17 protein-coding genes are annotated in these 18469 nt (G+C 75.8%); 10 read left to right on the top strand and 7 right to left on the bottom strand.

Translation table 11 applies throughout. From position 1 onward, the window contains the following. Nucleotides 1–77: 77 nt before the first annotated feature. Nucleotides 78–1268, top strand: coding sequence for a helix-turn-helix transcriptional regulator (locus AB0P03_RS09680; protein WP_363628246.1), 1191 nt, complete (start codon nucleotides 78–80; stop codon nucleotides 1266–1268). 116 nt (nucleotides 1269–1384) lie between these two features. On the opposite strand, the gene AB0P03_RS09675 is transcribed toward AB0P03_RS09680, so the two are convergent. Then, complete coding sequence (locus AB0P03_RS09675; RefSeq protein WP_363581726.1) at nucleotides 1385–2182, bottom strand: serine protease; 798 nt, start codon at nucleotides 2180–2182, stop codon at nucleotides 1385–1387. Between the two features lie 143 nt (nucleotides 2183–2325). Here AB0P03_RS09675 and AB0P03_RS09670 point away from each other — a divergent pair, with 143 nt between their 5' ends. The 4 genes from AB0P03_RS09670 (at nucleotide 2326) to AB0P03_RS09655 (ending at nucleotide 8674) form a co-directional block, all read left to right on the top strand. Continuing rightward, nucleotides 2326–3171 carry an EI24 domain-containing protein gene (locus AB0P03_RS09670; RefSeq protein WP_363628244.1) on the top strand — a complete coding sequence of 282 codons (846 nt, stop codon included), beginning with the start codon at nucleotides 2326–2328 and terminating at the stop codon, nucleotides 3169–3171. A gap of 539 nt (nucleotides 3172–3710) precedes the next feature. Then, nucleotides 3711–4373 (top strand): lytic transglycosylase domain-containing protein, encoded by a 663-nt coding sequence (locus tag AB0P03_RS09665; protein ID WP_363628242.1) that lies wholly within the window; start codon nucleotides 3711–3713, stop codon nucleotides 4371–4373. 200 nt (nucleotides 4374–4573) lie between these two features. Then, nucleotides 4574–5578 (top strand): glycosyltransferase family 2 protein, encoded by a 1005-nt coding sequence (locus AB0P03_RS09660; RefSeq protein WP_363581720.1) that lies wholly within the window; start codon nucleotides 4574–4576, stop codon nucleotides 5576–5578. A gap of 174 nt (nucleotides 5579–5752) precedes the next feature. Further along, nucleotides 5753–8674, top strand: coding sequence for an FAD-binding and (Fe-S)-binding domain-containing protein (locus AB0P03_RS09655; protein WP_363628240.1), 2922 nt, complete (start codon nucleotides 5753–5755; stop codon nucleotides 8672–8674). A gap of 151 nt (nucleotides 8675–8825) precedes the next feature. On the opposite strand, the gene AB0P03_RS09650 is transcribed toward AB0P03_RS09655, so the two are convergent. Both AB0P03_RS09650 and AB0P03_RS09645 read right to left on the bottom strand, forming a co-directional pair. Further along, entirely contained in the window at nucleotides 8826–9284 is a 459-nt protein-coding gene (locus tag AB0P03_RS09650; protein WP_363628238.1) for a CBS domain-containing protein, read from the bottom strand. A gap of 77 nt (nucleotides 9285–9361) precedes the next feature. Next, nucleotides 9362–10333 carry an SPFH domain-containing protein gene (locus AB0P03_RS09645; protein ID WP_363581714.1) on the bottom strand — a complete coding sequence of 324 codons (972 nt, stop codon included), beginning with the start codon at nucleotides 10331–10333 and terminating at the stop codon, nucleotides 9362–9364. 171 nt (nucleotides 10334–10504) lie between these two features. Between AB0P03_RS09645 and AB0P03_RS09640 the strand changes: the two genes are divergently transcribed. Next, a complete protein-coding gene (locus AB0P03_RS09640) occupies nucleotides 10505–11284 on the top strand; it encodes a uracil-DNA glycosylase (RefSeq protein WP_363581712.1) in 780 nt (259 codons plus the stop codon). Nucleotides 11285–11366: 82 nt separating this feature from the next. Here AB0P03_RS09640 and AB0P03_RS09635 read toward each other — a convergent pair whose 3' ends face one another. Then, nucleotides 11367–12140, bottom strand: a complete 774-nt coding sequence (locus AB0P03_RS09635) for an SDR family oxidoreductase (protein ID WP_363581710.1) — start codon at nucleotides 12138–12140, stop codon at nucleotides 11367–11369. Between the two features lie 147 nt (nucleotides 12141–12287). Between AB0P03_RS09635 and AB0P03_RS09630 the strand changes: the two genes are divergently transcribed. After that, nucleotides 12288–13139: a helix-turn-helix transcriptional regulator gene (locus tag AB0P03_RS09630; protein ID WP_363581708.1), complete on the top strand. Its 852-nt coding sequence runs from the start codon at nucleotides 12288–12290 to the stop codon at nucleotides 13137–13139. A 7-nt stretch (nucleotides 13140–13146) separates the two neighbouring features. Here AB0P03_RS09630 and AB0P03_RS09625 read toward each other — a convergent pair whose 3' ends face one another. Then, nucleotides 13147–14034, bottom strand: a complete 888-nt coding sequence (locus AB0P03_RS09625; RefSeq protein WP_363581706.1) for a CHAD domain-containing protein — start codon at nucleotides 14032–14034, stop codon at nucleotides 13147–13149. A 284-nt stretch (nucleotides 14035–14318) separates the two neighbouring features. On the opposite strand from AB0P03_RS09625, the gene AB0P03_RS09620 reads away from it, so the two are divergent. From AB0P03_RS09620 to AB0P03_RS09610, 3 genes are all read left to right on the top strand, one after another. Beyond that, complete coding sequence (locus tag AB0P03_RS09620) at nucleotides 14319–14993, top strand: hypothetical protein (protein WP_350883589.1); 675 nt, start codon at nucleotides 14319–14321, stop codon at nucleotides 14991–14993. Nucleotides 14994–15142: 149 nt separating this feature from the next. Then, nucleotides 15143–15964: a thioredoxin domain-containing protein gene (locus AB0P03_RS09615; protein WP_363581704.1), complete on the top strand. Its 822-nt coding sequence runs from the start codon at nucleotides 15143–15145 to the stop codon at nucleotides 15962–15964. A gap of 68 nt (nucleotides 15965–16032) precedes the next feature. Further along, a complete protein-coding gene (locus tag AB0P03_RS09610) occupies nucleotides 16033–16683 on the top strand; it encodes a vitamin K epoxide reductase family protein (protein ID WP_363628236.1) in 651 nt (216 codons plus the stop codon). A 33-nt stretch (nucleotides 16684–16716) separates the two neighbouring features. On the opposite strand, the gene AB0P03_RS09605 is transcribed toward AB0P03_RS09610, so the two are convergent. Both AB0P03_RS09605 and AB0P03_RS09600 read right to left on the bottom strand, forming a co-directional pair. After that, nucleotides 16717–17214 carry an NUDIX hydrolase gene (locus AB0P03_RS09605; RefSeq protein ID WP_363581700.1) on the bottom strand — a complete coding sequence of 166 codons (498 nt, stop codon included), beginning with the start codon at nucleotides 17212–17214 and terminating at the stop codon, nucleotides 16717–16719. Nucleotides 17215–17384: 170 nt separating this feature from the next. Further along, nucleotides 17385–18458 (bottom strand): serine hydrolase domain-containing protein, encoded by a 1074-nt coding sequence (locus tag AB0P03_RS09600; RefSeq protein WP_363628234.1) that lies wholly within the window; start codon nucleotides 18456–18458, stop codon nucleotides 17385–17387. Nucleotides 18459–18469: the final 11 nt, after the last annotated feature.

Here is an 18469-nt window from a genome sequence, read left to right as displayed (position 1 = left end):
TTGACAATGGCACGTCAAAGGGGATACCTGGGCATGGCGCTCCCCCACGAGCGCTCCCCCACCCCCCGGGAGACCCCTTGCCACCCCTCCCCGCCCCCGCGTCCGCGCGCCTGCGCTTCGGCCACCGGCTGCGCCACTGGCGCGAGGCCCGCGGACTCAGCCAGGCCGAACTCGGCCGCCTGCTCGGCTACCACAACTCACTGATCAGCCGAGTGGAGAACGCCCGCCGCTGGCCACCGCCGGGACTCCCCGCCCGGGCCGACGAACTCCTGCTCACCGGAGGCGAGTTGGCCGCCCTCTGGCAACCCGTCCGGCAGGAGCGGGAGCACCTCGGCGAACTCGCCGCCCCCGCCCTGCCACCCCTCGGCGAGAGCGGCACAGGGCCCCCGACGGGCCGACCGGACGCCGCCACCTTCGCCGTGCTCGGCCACCTGCTCGACGTCTACCGCGCGGCCGCCACCCACACCGGCGGCGAACAGCTGGCCACCGTCCTCGAACACCACGCCCGCACCCTGGCCGCCTGGCAGCACGCCGCCCCGCGCGAAACCGCCCCCGCCGTCCGCTCGCTCGCCGCCCGCTACGCCGAACTCGCAGGCTGGGCCCACTTCGAGGGGGACCGCCGCACCCGCGCGCTCGGCTGGTACGCGGCCGGGCTGGAGTGGGCCCGCGCCGCCGACGACCAGCCGACCGCGGCCGCCCTGCTCGCCCGGCAGAGCACCCTGCACTGGTGGAGCGGCGACCCGGCCACCGCCCTCGCCCTGGCCGAGGCCGCCCACGCCACCGCCCGCACCCTGCCCGGCCTTCGCGCCTGGGCCGCCCTCGCCCAGGCGCACGCCCACGCACTGGCCGGCGCGGCGCCCGAGACGTGGCGGGCCCTGGCGGACGCCGAACGGCTGACCGAGGCCGCCCTGCGGGCCGGCGAGCCGGCGCCCGGGGCCGCCCGGGCCGCCCTGGTGCTGGGCGTCGCCCACGGCACCTGCCACCGGGACCTCGCCGTCCGCACCGGCCACACCGCCCACGCGCACGCGGCGGTGGCCCACCTGGGCGCCGCCCTGGGGCGCCTGGACCAGGCCGCCCACCCGCACGACCACGCACTGGTCGCCGGCCGCCTCGCCGGGGCGTACGCCCGGGCCGGGCGCCACGAGGCCGCGGCCGCCGTCCTCTCCCGGTTACCGCCGGACGCCACCGGCCGGATCGCCTACGAGCGGCGCCGGGCCCGGGCCTGGCTGGGCGGTTCGACGGCGCACCGGCCCCCGGCGGACGGCTGACCACGGACGGCTGACCACGGACCGCTGACGGCGGACGCGCCGGAGCGCCCGGTGGGGATCCCCCGGGCGCTCCGGTTCTCCGGTTCTCCGATTCTTCGGCTCTCCGGCGGTCGGCGTCAGAGCCCGGCCGCCGCCGCGGCGATGTCGGCCGCGTAGGTGCTGACCTTGGTGTAGACGCCCGGGTAGCCGGGCCGGGCGCAGCCGCTGCCCCAGCTGACGATGCCGACCTGGACCCAGCGGCCGGCCGCGTCCCGGTGGACCATCGGCCCGCCGGAGTCGCCCTGGCAGGTGTCGACGCCTCCCTGGTCGACGTAGCCCGCGCAGAGTGAGGCCGCGCTGTTCAGGCCCGGGTAGGCGTTGGCGCAGGCGGCGTCGTCGACGAACGGCACGGTGGCCTTGAGCAGGTAGCGCTGCTGCGCGCCGCCCTCGGTCGCGGCGCCCCAGCCCATGATGGTGAAGGTGCCGCTGTCGTAGGCGGTGGAGTCGGTGGTCGGCAGCGTGCTCACCTGGCTGCCGCCGACCGGCGAGGCCAGCTTGATCAGCGCCCAGTCGTCGCCGCTCTCCGCCCCGGAGAAGCCAGGCGCCTGGTACACGTACGACGAGCGGACCTTGACCGCGCTGCCGCTGCGCAGGTCGACCGCGCCGGCGGTCGCGGTGATGCTGGTGTCGGCGCCGGTGCCGTTGACGCAGTGGGCGGCGGTGAGCACGATCTGCGGGGTGTAGAGCGCGCCGCCGCAGCCCATCGAGAGCCGCACCACGAACGGGAACTCGCCCTGCGCCGCCCGCGTGCCGCCGACCACGCCCGGCGAGGGCGCCGAGGGTGCGGGCGAGGCGGCGGCGGGCAGCACGAGCGCGCCGGCGCCGAGCACCAGGGTGGCCAACAGCACGATGAATCTTCCGAATTGACGCTTCATCAGGCTCCTCCATCGACAGGTCGGGGAGCACCGAGGGTGGCCCCGCAGGCGTCACGACAGGAGGGGCCCGGCCCTGCCGGTCGAAACTGGCAGGAACACGGCAATGCGGGGTTCCGGAGGAGGAACCCCTAAGGTGATCGCCCATGCGAGATCTTGTGGCGGGGATGAAGTACCTGGTCGGGGGCCAGAAGTGGGTGGGCCGGCACGGCCGCTGGTGGGGCTTCGGCATGCTGCCCGCGCTGCTCACCCTGGCCGGCTACGCCGTCGCGCTCGTCTTCCTCGGCGGCTGGTCGAAGGACCTCGCCGACTGGGCCACCCCGTTCGCCGACCGCTGGAGCTCGCCCTGGCAGGGCCTGCTGCGCGACGCGCTCGCCGCGATCGCCTTCGGCGGCGGCCTGCTGCTCTCGCTGCTCACCTTCACCGCCGTCACCCTGCTGGTCGGCCAGCCCTTCTACGAGGCGCTGTCCGCGAAGGTCGACGAGACCGAGGGCGGTGCGCCCGCCCCGCCGGAGTCGTCACTGTGGCGCGAACTGGTGATCGCGGTACGGGACAGCGCCTATGTCCTGGTGCGGGTGGCCGCGTTCGGCGTGGTGCTGTTCGCCTGCGGCTTCATCCCGGTGATCGGGCAGACGGTGGTGCCGGCTCTGGGTTTCCTGGTGTCCGGCTTCTTCCTGACCGTCGAGCTCGCCGCCGTCGCCCTCCAGCGGCGCGGGGTGCCGCAGCGCGAGCGGATCCGGCTGCTGCGCGCCCGGCTCGGGCTGGCGCTGGGCTTCGGCACGCCGCTGATCCTGGCGTTCCTGGTTCCGCTGGTGACGGTGCTCGCCATGCCGGGGGCCGTCGCGGGCGCCACCCTGCTGGCCCGGGACCTGGCCCGGGACCTGGCCCGCGACCTCGCCCTCGACCCGGTCCACGACGCGGCCCCGGCGGACGAGCAGGAGCCGGAGCCGGCCCCCCGGCCCGCCGCCGGAAGCCCGCACGCGACCTCCTGAGGCGGTGACCGGCCGGTCACCCTGCGCCGATCCCGGCCGTCCGGACATGTGAGGCCGCCCACACGGGGTTCGCCGTCTACGGCCCCCGATAGTGGATGGCTGCGGCCAGGGCGTTGGCCGACCATCCGGCACGGGCTCCCGTCCCGCGTCGGGCCGCCCGGAGCACCTCGAAGAACGCAGGCCACCACACCTCGCACCCGCACATTCCGCCCGCGCCACCAGCCTCCGACCTACAAATACGCACGTCGGACAAATTCTCCCAAAATCATCACCGCGTCTCGCCACGCCCACCCTGCGGCTACTACCCGCCGTAGTGGCAACTGCCTTTGCCACCCGTCCCCGGCCCTGCCAAGAATGGCCCGTCGCCAGGCAGCGCAGCCGGCCCCGTCCGCCGCGCAGCCGACCCGCCCCGCCACTTCCGCCGGGGCACCACGGCCGTCCCGGACGGCCGCGCGGGCCCCGCTCACCCGGACGCCCGTGCGATGCCCCGCACCCGGTGCCACCGGCACGGCCCCCGACGGAAAAGGATTGTCCGCTTCATGCAGCTCAGCCATGCCCGCCGCAACTCCCTGATCACCGGCATCGCCACCCTCGTCGTCGCGAGCGCCGCCACCGCCGCCCTCGCCCTCCCGCAGACCGGGAGCACCACCGAGGCCGCCGCCCCCGCGGCCGCCGTCACGGTGGACGACAAGGCGGCCGCCGACCAGGCCCAGGCTGACACCGCTGCCGCTGCCGCCGCCGACCAGGCCGCCCAGGAAGCCCAGGCGCAGGCCCAGGCCGAGGCGGAGTCCGCCGCCCAGGCCCAGGCCGAGGCCGACGCGAAGGCCCAGGCGGACGCCAAGGCCAAGGCCGACGCGGACGCCGCCGCCTCCCGCTCCCAGGCGCGCCAGAACCTCACCAGCGCCCCGGCCCTCACCGGCAGCCCGCAGCAGATCGCCGCACAGCTCGTCCCGGCCGGCCAGCTCCAGTGCTTCAGCAACATCGTGTCCCGCGAGAGCAGCTGGAACCACCTCGCCGTCAACGCCTCCTCCGGCGCGTACGGCCTGGTGCAGGCGCTGCCCGGCAGCAAGATGGCCTCGGCCGGCTCCGACTGGCGCACCAACCCGGCCACCCAGATCAAGTGGGGCCTGGACTACATGAACTCCCGCTACGGCAGCCCCTGCGCCGCCTGGTCGTTCTGGCAGAACCACCACTGGTACTAAATCGAGGCTGCCAAGCCTCGACCCCCGGGCCCGCGACGCACCACGCGTCGCGGGCCCCGGCGCGTTCCGGCTGTCGTGGACGCGTCCGGCAGGCCGCGTGAAGATATGGCGTACGGTCGTACGATTTGGCGGGGATTGATCGGTATTACGCACCGTCAGGGCTTTGCCACGGTCAGCGCGTCCTCTTACGCTCCGGCGTCATGCCCTCACCCCTCATCAGCGTCGTGCTCCCCGCCTACGACCAGCACGAACAGCTCGCGGACTGCCTGGACTCGCTGCTCGCGCAGTCCCTCCAGGACGTCGAGGTGATCGTGGTCGCCGACCGCTCCCCCGACGCCGCGGGCGAGCTCGTCGACGCGTACGCGGCCCGGCACCCGCGGCTGTCGGTCCTGCACCTCAACGCGGCGGTCGGGGTCGGGGTGAGCCGGAACGCGGGGGCGGCGCGGGCGGCCGGCGAGTACCTGCTGTTCCTGGACGCCGACCACCAGCTGCCCCAGGACGCGCTGCGGACCCTCGCCGACCGGCTCGGGCAGACCGGCCCGGTGGACCTGCTGCTGTTCGGCCACTCCCGCCGGCACAACGACCGGAACTGGCCGGGCGGGGCGGAGTCGCTGCTCGCCGAGGCCGGCCCCGAGGTGTTCGAGCCCTTCGACCAGCCCGCGCTGTTCGGCGCGCCGCCGCTGGTCTGGGACCGGCTGATCCGCCGCGGCCACTGGGAGGAGCTGCGGCTGGCCTTCCCCGACGGCCGGTACGAGGAGATCCCGGTGGTGCACGCGGCGCTGCTCGGCGCCCGCCGCGTCGCCGTGCTGGCGCGCGAGTGCGTGCAGCTGCGCCGCCGGGAGACCGTCCACCCCACCGGCTCCCCGGGCAGCGGCGTGTTCGACCTCTTCGACCAGTACGAGCGCAGCTTCGCGCTGCTGGAGGACCAGCCGCACCTGTACGCGGTGCGGGACGCGCTGTTCGTCCGGATGATCCGGCACTACCTGTTCGTCTTCGACCTGGCCGGGTGCGTCACCCGCGCCGAGCGGCCGCAGTTCTTCCACCGGGCCGCCGAGCACCACCGGCGCTTCCAGCCGCCCGGCCACCGGCGGCCGGGCGGCCGCGAGGGGATCAAGTTCTCGCTGCTGGCCGGCGGCGCCTACCCGGCGTTCGAGATGGCCAAGCTCTCCCACATCGCCCGCGGCACGCTCACCGGGCGGCGGTGACCGGACTCCGGACGTGTGCGGCCCCGCCTCCGCAGGCGGCGGGGCCTAGGCCCTAGCCGGGCGGCCGCCCGCCGACACCCCATCGGCGGTACCCCGGCCGTGGCCGGTACCCCTGCGGGCGCGCGGCTGCCATGATCGGCCGGAGCCGTCGCCGCACCCGCCCGGAGGTCCCTGGTGAGCCGTCCGTCCGCAGCCCCCGGGGCCGAGCTGGCCCGCGAACTGGCCGCCGTGCTGCGCGGGGAGGTCCGCTTCGGCACCGCCGAGCGGACCGTCTACAGCCACGACGCGTCCAACTACCGGCAACTGCCGCTCGGCGTGGTCAAACCCGCGGACCTCGACGACGTCCGCACCGCCCTCGCGCTCTGCCGCCGGTACGGCGTGCCGGTGGTGCCGCGCGGGGCGGGCACCAGCATCGGCGGGCAGGCGATCGGCCCGGGCGCGGTGGTGCTGGACTTCCGCCGCCACCTCGGCGCCGTCCTGGACGTCGACCCGCAGGCCCGCACCGCCCGGGTCCAGCCGGGCACCGTGCTGGACGACCTCCAGCGCGCCGCCCGGCCGTACGGGCTGCGCTTCGGCCCCGACCCGTCCACGCACAGCCGCTGCACCCTCGGCGGCATGATCGGCAACGACTCCTGCGGCTCGCACTCGCTCGCCTGGGGGCGCACCTCGGACAACGTCGAGCGGCTGGACCTGCTGCTCGCGGACGGCACCGAGCTGACCGTGGGCGGTCGGCTCACCCCGCAGGAGCGCGCCGCGCTCCGCACCCTGCCCGGGCGGCCCGGTGAACTCCACCGGCAGCTCCAGGAGTTCACCGACCGCAACCTCGCCACCATCCGCCAGGGCCTGCCCGCGCTGCCCCGCCGCACCTCCGGCTACCCGCTGGACGCCCTGCTGCCCGAGCACGGCCACGACCTGGCCCGCGCGCTCACCGGCACCGAGGGCACCTGCGCGCTGCTGCTCGGCGCGACCGTCCGGCTGGTCGAGGAGCCGCCCGCGCGCGCCCTGGTGGTGGCCGGCTACCCCGACGAGGGCGCCGCCGCCGACGCCGTCCCCGCGTTGCTGCCGCTCGGGCCGCTCACCGCCGAGGGCATGTCCGCCGACCTGATCGCCGCACTGCTCGCCGCCGGCCCCCGCCCGCCCGCACTGGACCGGCTGCCCGCGGGCGAGTGCTGGCTCTTCCTGGAGACCGGCGGCGCCACCTCGGTCGAGGCCTACCAGGCCGCCCGCCGGCTCGCCGACGCGGTGCGCCGCGAGCGCTCCGCCTCCGTCGCCCTCGTCACCGACCCGGCCGAGCAGCGCCAGCTCTGGGCCGTCCGGGAGGCGGGCGCCGGCATCGTCACCCGGCTGCCCGGCGGCGGCGAGGCCTGGCCCGGCTGGGAGGACTCCGCCGTCCCGCCCGAGCGCCTCGGCGACTACCTGCGGGACCTGCGCGCCCTGCTGCGCCGGCACAGCCTGCGCGGCGTGCCGTACGGGCACTTCGGCGACGGCTGCGTGCACCTGCGGATCGACTTCCCGCTGGACGAGCCCGCCGGGGTACTGGTCTTCCGGGAGTTCCTGGAGCAGGCCGCCGACCTGGTGGTCTCCTACGGCGGTTCGCTCTCCGGCGAGCACGGCGACGGGCAGGCCCGCGGCGAACTGCTGCCCCGGATGTACCCGCCCGACGTGATCGCCCTGTTCGGCGAGTTCAAACGGATCTGGGATCCCGAGCACCTGCTCAACCCGGGGACCATGGTCGACCCGCGCCCGCTCGACGCCGACCTGCGCTTCGTCACCGCCCCGCGCCGCCCGCTGCCGCTCGCCCTCCCGTACGAGCAGGACGGCGGCAGCCTGGCCAAGGCCGTGCACCGCTGCGTCGGCGTCGCCAAGTGCGTGGACCCGAACACCGGGGTGATGTGTCCCAGCTACATGGCCACCGGCGAGGAGCGGCACTCCACCCGGGGCCGGGCCCGGCTGCTGGCCGAGATGCTGCGCGGCATGGCAGCACCTCCCGGCCGCCAGGGCGGCGCGACGATCGCCGACGGCTGGCGCTCGACGGAGGTCCGGGAGGCCCTGGACCTCTGCCTGAGCTGCAAGGGCTGCGCGAGCGACTGCCCGGTCCATGTCGACATGGCGACCTACAAGGCCGAGTTCCTGCACCAGCACTACCGGCACCGCCCGCGCCCGCTCGCCCACTACTCGATGGGCTGGCTGCCGCTCTGGCTGCGGGCCGCCGCCCTCGCCCCCGGCGCCGCCAACACCCTCGCCCGCTCCCCGGCCGCCGGGCTGCTCAAGCGGCTCGGCGGGATCGACCGGCGCCGGGTGCTGCCGGTCCTCCCGCCGGAGACCTTCACCCGCTGGTACCGCCGCCACCGCGCCGCGCACCCGGCCCCGGCGGGGGCACGGCCGGTGCTGCTGTGGCCGGACACCTTCTCCGACCACCTCCAGCCGAACGTGCTGCGCTCCGCCGTCGAGGTGCTGGAGCACCTGGGCTTCGACGTACGGCTGCCCGCCGGCCCGGTCTGCTGCGGCCTGACCTGGTACTCCACCGGCCAACTCGGCACCGCCCGCCGGGTGTTGCGGCGCAGCCTGCGGACGCTGGCCGGCGCCGGGCTGCCCGCCGACACCCCGGTGGTCGGGATGGACCCGAGCTGCACCGCCGCCCTGCGCGAGGACCTGCCCCGGCTGCTCGGCCCGGACGGCCGCCCGCTCGCCGAACGCACCCGCACCTTCGCCGAGTTCCTCGACCAGTACGCCCCCGACACCCCGCTCCCCCAGGTCCCGCTGGACGCCGTCACCCAGACCCACTGCCACCAGCACGCCGTCCTCGGCAGCGCCGCCGACCGCCGGATCGAGGACCGACTCGGCCTGCACAACCGGGTGCTGGACTCCGGCTGCTGCGGCCTGGCCGGCAACTTCGGCTTCGAGCGGGGCCACTTCGAGGTGTCCGAGGCGATCGCCGAGCGCGTCCTGCTCCCCGAGGTCCGGGCCGCCGCCCCCGACACGGTGGTCCTGGCCGACGGCTTCAGCTGCCGCACCCAGATCGCCCAACTCGCCCAGGGCCGCCAGGCCCTGCACCTGGCGGAACTGATCGCCCGGGCGCTTCGGGAGCGCGATTAGGGCGCGGCGTGCTCGCCGAGGAAGGCCCCGGCGCGGCCGCGGCCTCCTCCTTCGTCGGGTAGCCGCAGTCGGCCGCGTCCGATGCCCTGACTGATCGCAACGGCCCTGATCCGCCGGCCCGATCCGCCGCCGTCGTCAGACCCCGACGCCGTCAGGCCCCGGCCTTGGCCGCCTCCTCCGTGGCCGCCTCCTCTGCGCAGACCGCCGACACGAACTCCGCGACCCGGGCCTGCGGTAGCCCGCGCGCGATGTCCGCCTCGCTGATCATCCCGACCAGCTTGTGCTCCGGGTGGTTGATCACCGGCAGCCGGCGCACCCGGTACTGCTCCATCACCCGTAGGACCTGCTCCGCGTCCTCGTCCGCCTCCACCGTCATCGGCCGGCCCAGGGCCAGCTCGCCCGCCGTCACCCCGGCCGGGTCCCGGCCCTCGGCGACACAGCGCAGCACGATGTCGCGGTCGGTCACGATGCCCAGCAGTTTGTCGTCCTCCCCGCAGATGGGCAGCGCGCCGACGTGCCGTTCCCGCATGATCCGGGCGGCGGCGGCGAGCGTCTCGTGCTCGCGGATGCACTCCGCGCCCGGGTGCATGATGTCGCTGGCTCTGGTCATGGTCCCGCCTCCTGGCCTGGCTTCCGCCCCCCTGTCCATCCTGGTCCGGGCCCGCGGAGGCCGCCACCGGGCACCGGTCAGGCCGCCTGGTCCGGCTCCGCGCGCCCGCCCGGCGCGTCCGCGCCCGGAAGCGGCGACTGGTCCAACAGTTCCTCCAGCGGCGGGAGTTCGTGCTGCGACCGGTCCTGCTCGACCTCCGCCTTCGCTGCCTCCTCCCGCTCCACGGCGGCCCGTTCGGCGGCCTTCGCCGCTGCCGCCGCGGCATTCACCGCGGCCCGCTGCTGGTTGTCCGTCGCGCTGTCCAGGAAGCGCAGCAGCTCCACCGGGAAGGGCAGCACCAGCGTCGAGTTCTTCTCCGCCGCCACCTCCACCACCGTCTGGAGCAGCCGCAGTTGGAGCGCCGCCGGGGTCGCGCTCATCACCGCCGCCGCCTCCGACAACCGGGCCGAGGCCTGGTACTCACCGTCCGCCGTGATGATCCGCGCCCGCCGCTCCCGCTCGGCCTCCGCCTGCCGCGCGATCGAGCGCTTCATCGACTCCGGCAGCGCGACGTCCTTGATCTCCACCCGGTCGATCTGGATGCCCCAGCCCAGCGCCGGGCTGTCGATCATCAACTCCAGCCCCTGGTTGATCGGTTCGCGGTTGGCCAGCAGGTCGTCCAGCTCGCTCTTGCCGATGATCGAGCGCAGCGAGGTCTGCGCCACCTGGGAGATCGCGAACTGGTAGTCCTGCACGTTGACGGTCGCCCTCACCGGGTCCTCGACCCGGAAGTACACCACCGCGTCCACCCGGACGGTCACGTTGTCCCGGGTGATGCCCTCCTGCGCCGGGATCGGCATCGTCACGATCTGCACGTTCACCTTGCGCAACTTGTCCGCGATCGGCAGCAGCGCCACCAGCCCGGGCTCGCGCACCTCCCTGCGCACCCGGCCGAAGCGGAACACCACTCCCTTCTGGAACTGCTGGACGACCCGGACGCTCAGGCCCGCCCAGATCGCCCCCAGCCCGACCAGCCCCCCGATGGCACCCAGCACCGCATCGACGATCATCGCGGCCTCCTTGCGGCCTCGGCGAGGCCTCCTCGCGCACCAGCCAGCCCCGGCCGTCGCCGACCCGGCCCAGCCGGGGGCCGCCGGAGCAGCTGATTCCACGCTACGCCTGCCCGGGCAGGCCGGCGCAGGGCCGATGCGGGGCCAGAGCCGGACCGTAGGATCGTGGCCATGCCGCAGTCCGCCGCCGACGACCCCGGCCACCCCCGCCACCCCGCCGAGGCCGCCGCCCGCGCCACCTCGCTCACCGCGCTGGACCGCGTCGTCACCGACTGCCGGGCCTGCCCGCGCCTGGTCCAGTGGCGCGAGGAGACCGCCCGCACCAAGCGCCGCGCCTACCTGGACTGGGACTACTGGGCCCGCCCGATCCCCGGCTTCGGCCCGCCCGACGCCCCGCTCGTCCTGGTCGGCCTCGCCCCCGCCGCCCACGGCGCCAACCGCACCGGCCGGATCTTCACCGGCGACCCCTCCGGCGACCTGCTCTACGCGGCGCTCCACGACCTCGGGCTCGCCAACCGCCCCGAGTCCGTCCGGTACGGCGACGGCCTGCGCCTGCACGGCGTCCGCATCACCGACCCGGTCCGCTGCGCCCCGCCCGACAACAAGCCCAGCACCGCCGAACGCGACACCTGCCGCCCCTGGATCACCCGCGAACTCCAGTTGCTGCGCCCCACCGTACGAACCGTCGTCGCCCTCGGCGGCTTCGCCTGGCAGGCCCTCCTGCCCGCCCTCGCGCAGGCCGGCTGGCAGGTCCCCCGGCCCCGACCCGCCTTCGGTCACGGCGCCCTGGCCGTCCTCCCCGCCACCGACGGCGGCCCCGCCCTCCAGCTGTACGGCTGCTACCACGTGAGCCCGCGCAACACCAACACCGGCCGCCTCACCACCCCCATGCTCCGCGCCCTGCTCCGCACCGCCGCCCGGTCGGCCGGGCTGGAACCGGCGCCGGAGTAGGCCCGGCGGCACCGACCCCCGTACGGTGCCGCCGGGCCCGCCCCGACCGACCGGGTCTTCCCCGAACCGGCCGGGCCCGCACTCAGTCGAACCGCCGGGTCGCGGTGATCCCGCCGTCCACCGGCAGGGTCACCCCGGCCACGTACGACGCCCGGTCGCTCAGCAGCCAGGCCGCCGCCTCCGCGATCTCGGTGTCCGAGCCCGCCCGGCCCAGCGGGGTCGAGCGGACCACCAGGGCGTCGAACTCCGGGCCGGACGCGAAGAACTGCTCCGTCGAGGGCGTCCGCACCACGCCGGGCGCGACGGCGTTGACCCGGATGCCGTGTCGGGCGTAGTCGGCGGTGGCCGCCTTCACCAGGCCGGTCAGGCCGTGCTTGGCAGCCTGCTGGACGCCGTCCCCGAAGCCGCCGACCAGCGCGCCCACCCCGGAGTTGAGCACCACCGCGCCGCCCCGACCGCCCGCCGCCATCGCCCGCAGCTGGGCCCGCAGGCAGAGCCAGCTGCCGCGCAGGTTGAGCGCGTGGGTGTCGTCCCACTCGGCCTCGGTGCGCTCGGCGAGCGGGGCCGGCGACAGGCCGGAGCCCGCGTTGTCGAAGGCCGCGTCCAGCCGGCCGTACGTCGTGAGCGCCGCCTCGACCGTCCGCTCGGCGCCCTCCGCGGTGGTCAGGTCGGCGACGACGGCCACCGCCCGGGCCCCGCCGGCCCGCAGCTCGGCGGCCAGCGCCTCCACCTCGGCGCCGGAGCGGGCGGCCAGCACCAGCAGCGCGCCCTCCCGGGCGAACAGCCGGGCGGCGGCCGCGCCGATGCCGCGCCCGGCGCCGGTGACGATCGTGACCTTGTCGTCGAGAAGTCCCATGCGGCGAGCCTCCCGGCGCCCCGCCCGGACCACCAGCGGCCAGCCCTTCCCGGGGACGGGCCGACCGGGGACCGGCCGACCGGGGACGGGCCGGCCAGGGACGGCCAGGTCCTGGCTAACCCCGCCCGGCTGTGGCAGCGTGACCGCATGCCCGAGACCCCGCTGGGCGCGTTCCTGCGCGCCCGCCGCGCCCGCCTCGCGCCCGCCGAGGCGGGCCTGCCCCCGGCCGGGCGCCGCCGGACGCCCGGGCTGCGCCGCGAGGAGGTGGCGGCCCGTGCGGGCATCTCCGCCGACTACTACGCCCGGCTGGAGCAGGGCCGCCAGCGGGTGCCCACCGGCCCGGTCCTCGACGGCATCGCCGAGGCCCTGCAACTGGCCGGGGCGGAGCGCGCCTACCTGCACCGGCTGGCCGCCCGGCACCGCGCACCGGCCGGGGCACCGCCCGAGCCGCCGGCCGTCTCCGCCACCACCCTGGCGCTGCTGGACACCCTGGACGCCGCGCCCGCCTTCGTCACCGGCCCGACCTTCGAACTCCTCGCCTGGAACCGCCCGGCCGGCCTGCTGATGGCCTGGCCGGAACGGCGCCCGCCCCACGAGCGCAACCTGCTCTGGCAGGTGTTCTGCTGCCCGTACGGGGACCGCTCACAGGGCAACTTCGCGGCCACCGGCTCGATCGGCGCGGACCTCGTCGCCTCGCTGCGCGCCCACCACGCGGACCGCCCGGGGGACCGCGGGCTCACCCGCCTGGTCCGCCGGATGTCCTCGGACAGCCCGGCCTTCGCCGCGCTGTGGGATCGCCACCGGGCCGGCCCGCCCGGCCCCGGCCGGCTCCACATCCGCCACCCGGCACTGGACACCGACGTCCTGGACTACACGGTGCTCGCCCTGCCCGAGGAGGGCCGGTACGTCTTCGTCTGCCTCGCCCCACCCGGCAGCCGCGCCCGCCACGCCTTCGTCGCCGCCCACGACGCGGCCCCGGCCCACGCGGCGCCGACCTAGGTTCGCCCTAGCCGAACCGCGGCAGCTTGCGCCCCGCCGCCCGGTCCCACACCTGGGGCAGCCGGGCCCGGGCCGTCTCGGCGGCGGTGAGCTGGCGGGCGTAGAGCGCCCCGAGGCCGAAGGGCTCGCCGCTGTCGGCGGCCTGCCCGGCGAGGGTGTCGGCGGCGATCACCGCGTCCTGGTGCTCGCCCAGCAGTTCCTGGACGGCCTTCATCCGGTCCGTGTACCGCTCGGCGGCCGCGCCGACCGCCGGGGCGGCGGTCTCGCCGGCGTAGCGGGCGCGTTTGGCGGCCTTGCGGGCCTCGTGCAGGGCGCGGTCGCGCTGCTCGGCGGGCCCGGCCCCGGCGTCGAGGGCCGCCCGGACGCGCTCGCCGGTGCGGTGCTGCTCGCGCTCGGCGATCCGGGCCAGCTCGGGGACGGCGTCACGGCCGGCCCGGCGGCGCAGCGGGGGGTCGGCGAGGAGGGTGGCGAGGGCGTCGGCGAGGGCGCGGCGGCGCGGGCTGTCGAGGGCCGCGAGCACCTCGGGCCAGGCCTGCCGGTACTCGGCCCGCCCCCACCGCTCCAGCTCCGCCGCGACCCGCTCCGGCCGGCAGACGGCGGGCAGTGCCCGGGCCTGGGCGGCCAGCCGCTCGGCGAGCACCTCGCCGTCCCGGGCGCGGCCGAGGGCGGCTGCGAGCCAGCGCAGTTCGGCGACCAGGTGGTCGGTGGCCCCGGGGGCGAACAGCCGCCGGAAGGTCCGCAGGGCGCTGCGCAGCCGCCGGCAGGCGACCCGCATCCGGTGCACCGCGTCCGGTTCGTCCGCCCGGACGGCGTCGTCGAGGCCGGCCAGCACCGCCGCCTGGGCGCCGAGGCGGTCCAGCAGCACCTGCCCCACCGTGGTGGCGGGTCGCGCCATGAGCGCTCACCCCCTCATCGGGGTCACCGGGAACGCATTCCAGGCTACGGGCCCCGGTGCCCGACGACGACCAGGACCGCGACGGGGACGAGCAGGCCCGGGCGGGGACGAGCAGGCCCGGGACGACCGCGCGGCGCACAGGACGCCGACCCGCACGAACAGCGAAGCGATCCCGGCTGAGCGCGCGTCAGGCGGGTGAACGAACGGCCTCCGGCGGACAACGCTTCCACTCCCCGGGTACGCGCCCTCGTGCCGGATGTAAGCGTCGTGGCATACTCCGGGACGTGACGACCTCCACCCATGCGATCAGGGCCCTGCGGGCCGCGGTGTTCACCGCGCTCGCCGTGCCGCTGTCCGCGCTGGGCCAGGTGGTCATCACGGGTCGCCCGCTGCCGCTCTCGCTGGTGGCGGCCGCGACCGCCGTCGTCTTCCTGGTCGCGGCCGCGCTGGCCGGCGGGGAGCGGCGGCTGCTGCACATCTCCGGTGTGCTGGTGCCGGTCGAGCTGCTGCTCAACACGACGTTCAACCTGGGGCAGGCCGGCTGTGGGCCGATCCTGTCCGAGCACGTGCCCGCGCGCGGCGTGAACCTCCTGGTGTGTGGCGGCGGTTCGGTGGACGGGTCGCTGCTGGCCGGTCCGCTGGGCCACGTGGGGCCGCTGGCCCCGGCGGCGACCCAGGTGCTGCTCCTGCTGGTGCACCTGGTGATCGCACTGGCCGCCGCTGCCTGGCTGCGGCTGGGCGACGCGGCCCTGTCGGGCCTGGCCCGGTCGCTGCGCGCGCTGCGCCAGTCGCTGGCCCGCCCGTTGCGCGCCCTGGTCCTGCTGCTGCTCCCGGCTCCGGTTCGGCCGGTGCTGCGGGTGCCGCTGCCGGTGTCGGACCGCGTGCGGCCGCGCCGCGAGGACGTGGTGCTGAGCCCGGCTCCCCGGCGTGGTCCGCCGGTTCTCGCGCCTGCCTGCTGACCCGCCCGAGGCCTTCCCGAGGCCTTTTGGGGCCGCCGCGCACGTTCGTCCGCAGGCAGCGCGCACAACTCCCGCGTTCACTCGATCCCGCCGCACCCGGTGCGGTTTCCCGCGCGCATCCGCGCGCCGCGTACAGGAGTTGACCTTCCATGGCTCAGACCCCCAGCAAGCAGCAGGCCAAGCGCATCAGTGCCCGTGAGCGGATCCAGGAGGCGCAGCGCATCGAGCAGGCGGCCTCGAAGCGCCGTCAGCGGATCGTCGTGGTGGTGTCCGCCGTCGCGGTGCTCGCCCTCGCGGGCGGAGCGGCGGTCGCGATCAACTCGGCGTCCGGCAAGAAGGACTCGAAGGCGGCCGCCGATGCGGCCGCGCCGACGGAGCTGGTCGTCCCGGCGAACGCCTCCGGCCCGGACGGCACGGTGATCACCTACGGCAAGGCCGACGCCCCGCACACCATGGAGGTGTACGAGGACTTCCGCTGCCCGGTCTGCAAGCACTTCGAGGCGGCGAACGGCGAGGCGGTCAAGAAGCTGACCGAGGACGGCTCGGTCAAGGTGGAGTTCCACCTGGCGGCGTTCCTGGACAACGCCCTCGGCGGCAAGGGCTCGCGCACCGCGCTGGCCGCCGCGGGGGCCGCGCTGAACGAGGGCGTGGACAAGTTCAAGCAGTTCCACGACGTGCTGTACGCCAACCAGCCCGACGAGCGGAAGGACGACTTCGGCAACGTCAACCACATCCTCGACCTGGCCGGCCAGGTGCCCGGGCTGAAGACGGACGCCTTCGTGAAGGCCGTCACCGACAAGACGTACGCGCCGTGGGCGGCGAAGGTCGCGGACGCGTTCAACGGCAGCGGGGTGACGGGCACCCCGACGGTCAAGGTGGACGGCAAGCCGATCACGCTGTTCAGCGGCCAGTCCACGGTGACGCCGGAGCAGTTCACCGCCCAGGTGAAGCAGGCCGCCGGCCTGAAGTAAGCACGGCACCACCGGCCCGGCCGAACCCCGGCCGGGCCGGCTCCTCCCAGCCACCGGAGTGTGCTGCCATGTCCGCCGCTACCTCTGTGCACCCCTCCCCTCCCGCCCCCGGCGCCCCCGGCCGTGCGCCGGTCGGCGCGGGCCGGGCGTTCTCCCTGCTGCTGTTCCTCGGCGGGCTGATCGGGCTGGCCGCCTCGGCCGTCCTGACCTTCGACAAGCTCCGCATCCTGGAGAACCCGTCCTACGTCCCCAGTTGCAACCTCAATCCGGTGATCAGCTGCGGTTCGGTGATGCGCACCGAGCAGGCGGAGGTCTTCGGGTTCCCGAACCCGCTGCTCGGGCTGGCCGCCTTCGGCGCGCTGGCGGCGGTCGGGGCGGGGCTGCTGGCCGGTGCCGCGTACCGGCGCTGGTTCTGGCTGGGCCTGCACGCGGGCACCCTGCTGGGGGTGGTGTTCGTGCACTGGCTGATCGACGAGGCGCTGTACCGGATCGGCGCGCTGTGCCCGTACTGCATGGTGGTGTGGGCGACGGTGGTGGTGCTGTTCTGGTACACGACGCTGCACAACCTCCGGACGGGGGTGATCCCGGTGGGCCCGCGGCTGCGGCCGGTCGTGCGGGAGGCGGCGCGCTACCACTGGGCGGTGCCGGTGCTGTGGGCGGCGGTGATCGCGCTGCTGATCCTCAATCGGTTCTGGTACTACTGGAGCACGCTGGTCTGACGGGTCTGACGGACTGGCATATTTGATGGATCGTCAGCCTACGTATCCCGTGGAGTGCAGCAGCGCGGTGGCGCCGGTGCGCCGGGCCGCCAGGGCCCGGGCGAGTCGGCGCGCCGCGCAGGGGTGCAGCAGTGCGGCCGCCCGGGCGGGGGTGAAGTACCCGTACTCGGCGATCTCCTCGGCCTGTACCCGGATGGTCGCGCCGGCCGGGACCGTTCCGCCGTCGAACATGAACTGCACGGCGGGGTGGGCGTGTTCGCCCTGGCCGGGGATCGGATCGCGCCACTCGACGACGAGCAGCCGCAGCTCGCCGGCCACCAGCCCGGTCTCCTCGCGCAGTTCGCGGGCGGCGCATTCGGCGGGGCCCTCGCCCGGGTCCATCCCGCCGCCGGGGAACTGCCACTGGGCGCGGTAACTGGCCTTCAGCAGCAGGACGTCGCCGCCTTCGCCGGTGAGCAGCACGCTGCAGCCGACGTAGGCGCGCAGCAGTCCGGCCAGCCAGTCCTGTTCCGAGAGCCAGGTGTCCGTCATCGCGCCTCCTCCGCCGGTGCCCCGTCGCGGTGGCCACTCTGCCGCAACCCCCGTGCCGGATCCGGCGGTTCGTGCCCTAATCCACCCGATCGGGTACTCGACGCAGGAACGGACCCAGGGGCTCTCTTTCGGATCACGCCGCGCGTCCGGCGCGATCCGAAAGAGAGCCCCTAACCGAAGACCGCCCGCCGGTAGGCGTTGCGCAGGTCGGTGAGCGGCTGGATGTCGCGGTCGTAGTGGACCTTGTTGGTGAGCAGCAGCGCCCAGCGGCCGAGCCGCCGGGAGATCCAGATGCCGGTGCCGGTGAAGCCGTAGTGGACGAAGGCGCCCTCGGCGGGGTCGGTGCCGGGGGCGCACAGCCAGGACAGGCCGCGGGCGGGGGCGAGGCCGCCGGTCTGTTCGCGCAGCGACTCGGCGATCCAGGCCTCGCCCCAAGGCAGTTGGGGCGGCGGGGCGAGCAGCGCGGCGAGGAAGCGGGCGAGGTCGCGGGCGGTGGAGAAGGCCCCGGCGTTGCCGGAGACGCCGCCGAGCAGCCGGGCCGAGGGGTCGTGGACGACGCCGCACAGGTGGATCCCGGCCCGCGGGTCGTACTCGGTGGGCGCGGTGCGGGCGGTGTCGGCGGGGCCGAGCGGCCCGTACCGGGTGTCGGCCATGGCGAGCGGCCGCCAGATCCAGCGGGTGGCGAGCTCGTCCAGCGGCGCGCCGCCGAGGTCCTCGACGAGGTAGCCGAGCAGGACGGCGGCGCGGTCGGTGTACTCGACGGCCGCACCGGGGGCGCGGTGCAGCGGGGCGGCGATCACCCCGGCCCGGATCGCCGCGAGGTCGCGCCCGTAGAGCTGCTCGAATCCGGTGCGAGGGAGCATTCCGGCGGTGTGCGCGAGGAGTTGACGGACCGTCACCGCACCGGCGGGGTGCCCGGAGGCGGGCGGCCACCAGTGGCCGAGCGGTGCGTCGAGCGGGAGCCGCCCGGCCTGCCGGAGCACTCCGGCGCAGGGCCAGAGGGCGATGATCTTGGTGAGGCTGGCGAGGTCGTACCGGGTGTCCGGCCCGGGGGCGAGCCGGGCGTACGGGCCCTGCCCGAGCACGCCGTGCGCGCCGCCGCCGAGCGTCCCCCCGGCCTCGCCGACGGCCCAGACGGCGCCGGCCCCGACGGTGCGCACGCCGCCCCGGACCAGCCGGTCCAGCTCCCCACCGGGCGCGGCCAGGGCGGGGAGCCGGTCGGCTCCTGGCGGTTGCTGGCTCATCGCCCCCCCTA

It is taken from the genome of Kitasatospora sp. NPDC088779 (assembly GCF_040685395.1).
Lineage (GTDB): Bacteria > Actinomycetota > Actinomycetes > Streptomycetales > Streptomycetaceae > Kitasatospora.
The sequence above is the reverse complement of the archived record's forward strand: the minus strand, read 5'-3'. Positions and strand labels throughout refer to the sequence as shown.

Bases quoted from the DNA above. Each gene is read 5' to 3' on its own strand.
- AB0P03_RS09630 (WP_363581708.1), top strand. From the start codon at position 12,288: ATGCCCGAGACCCCGCTGGGCGCGTTCCTGCGCGCCCGCCGCGCCCGC.
- AB0P03_RS09625 (WP_363581706.1), bottom strand. From the start codon at position 14,034: ATGGCGCGACCCGCCACCACGGTGGGGCAGGTGCTGCTGGACCGCCTC.
- AB0P03_RS09650 (WP_363628238.1), bottom strand. From the start codon at position 9,284: ATGACCAGAGCCAGCGACATCATGCACCCGGGCGCGGAGTGCATCCGC.
- AB0P03_RS09640 (WP_363581712.1), top strand. From the start codon at position 10,505: ATGCCGCAGTCCGCCGCCGACGACCCCGGCCACCCCCGCCACCCCGCC.
- AB0P03_RS09600 (WP_363628234.1), bottom strand. From the start codon at position 18,458: ATGAGCCAGCAACCGCCAGGAGCCGACCGGCTCCCCGCCCTGGCCGCG.
- AB0P03_RS09610 (WP_363628236.1), top strand. From the start codon at position 16,033: ATGTCCGCCGCTACCTCTGTGCACCCCTCCCCTCCCGCCCCCGGCGCC.
- AB0P03_RS09670 (WP_363628244.1), top strand. From the start codon at position 2,326: ATGCGAGATCTTGTGGCGGGGATGAAGTACCTGGTCGGGGGCCAGAAG.
- AB0P03_RS09675 (WP_363581726.1), bottom strand. From the start codon at position 2,182: ATGAAGCGTCAATTCGGAAGATTCATCGTGCTGTTGGCCACCCTGGTG.
- AB0P03_RS09635 (WP_363581710.1), bottom strand. From the start codon at position 12,140: ATGGGACTTCTCGACGACAAGGTCACGATCGTCACCGGCGCCGGGCGC.
- AB0P03_RS09665 (WP_363628242.1), top strand. From the start codon at position 3,711: ATGCAGCTCAGCCATGCCCGCCGCAACTCCCTGATCACCGGCATCGCC.
- AB0P03_RS09645 (WP_363581714.1), bottom strand. From the start codon at position 10,333: ATGATCGTCGATGCGGTGCTGGGTGCCATCGGGGGGCTGGTCGGGCTG.
- AB0P03_RS09660 (WP_363581720.1), top strand. From the start codon at position 4,574: ATGCCCTCACCCCTCATCAGCGTCGTGCTCCCCGCCTACGACCAGCAC.
- AB0P03_RS09615 (WP_363581704.1), top strand. From the start codon at position 15,143: ATGGCTCAGACCCCCAGCAAGCAGCAGGCCAAGCGCATCAGTGCCCGT.
- AB0P03_RS09605 (WP_363581700.1), bottom strand. From the start codon at position 17,214: ATGACGGACACCTGGCTCTCGGAACAGGACTGGCTGGCCGGACTGCTG.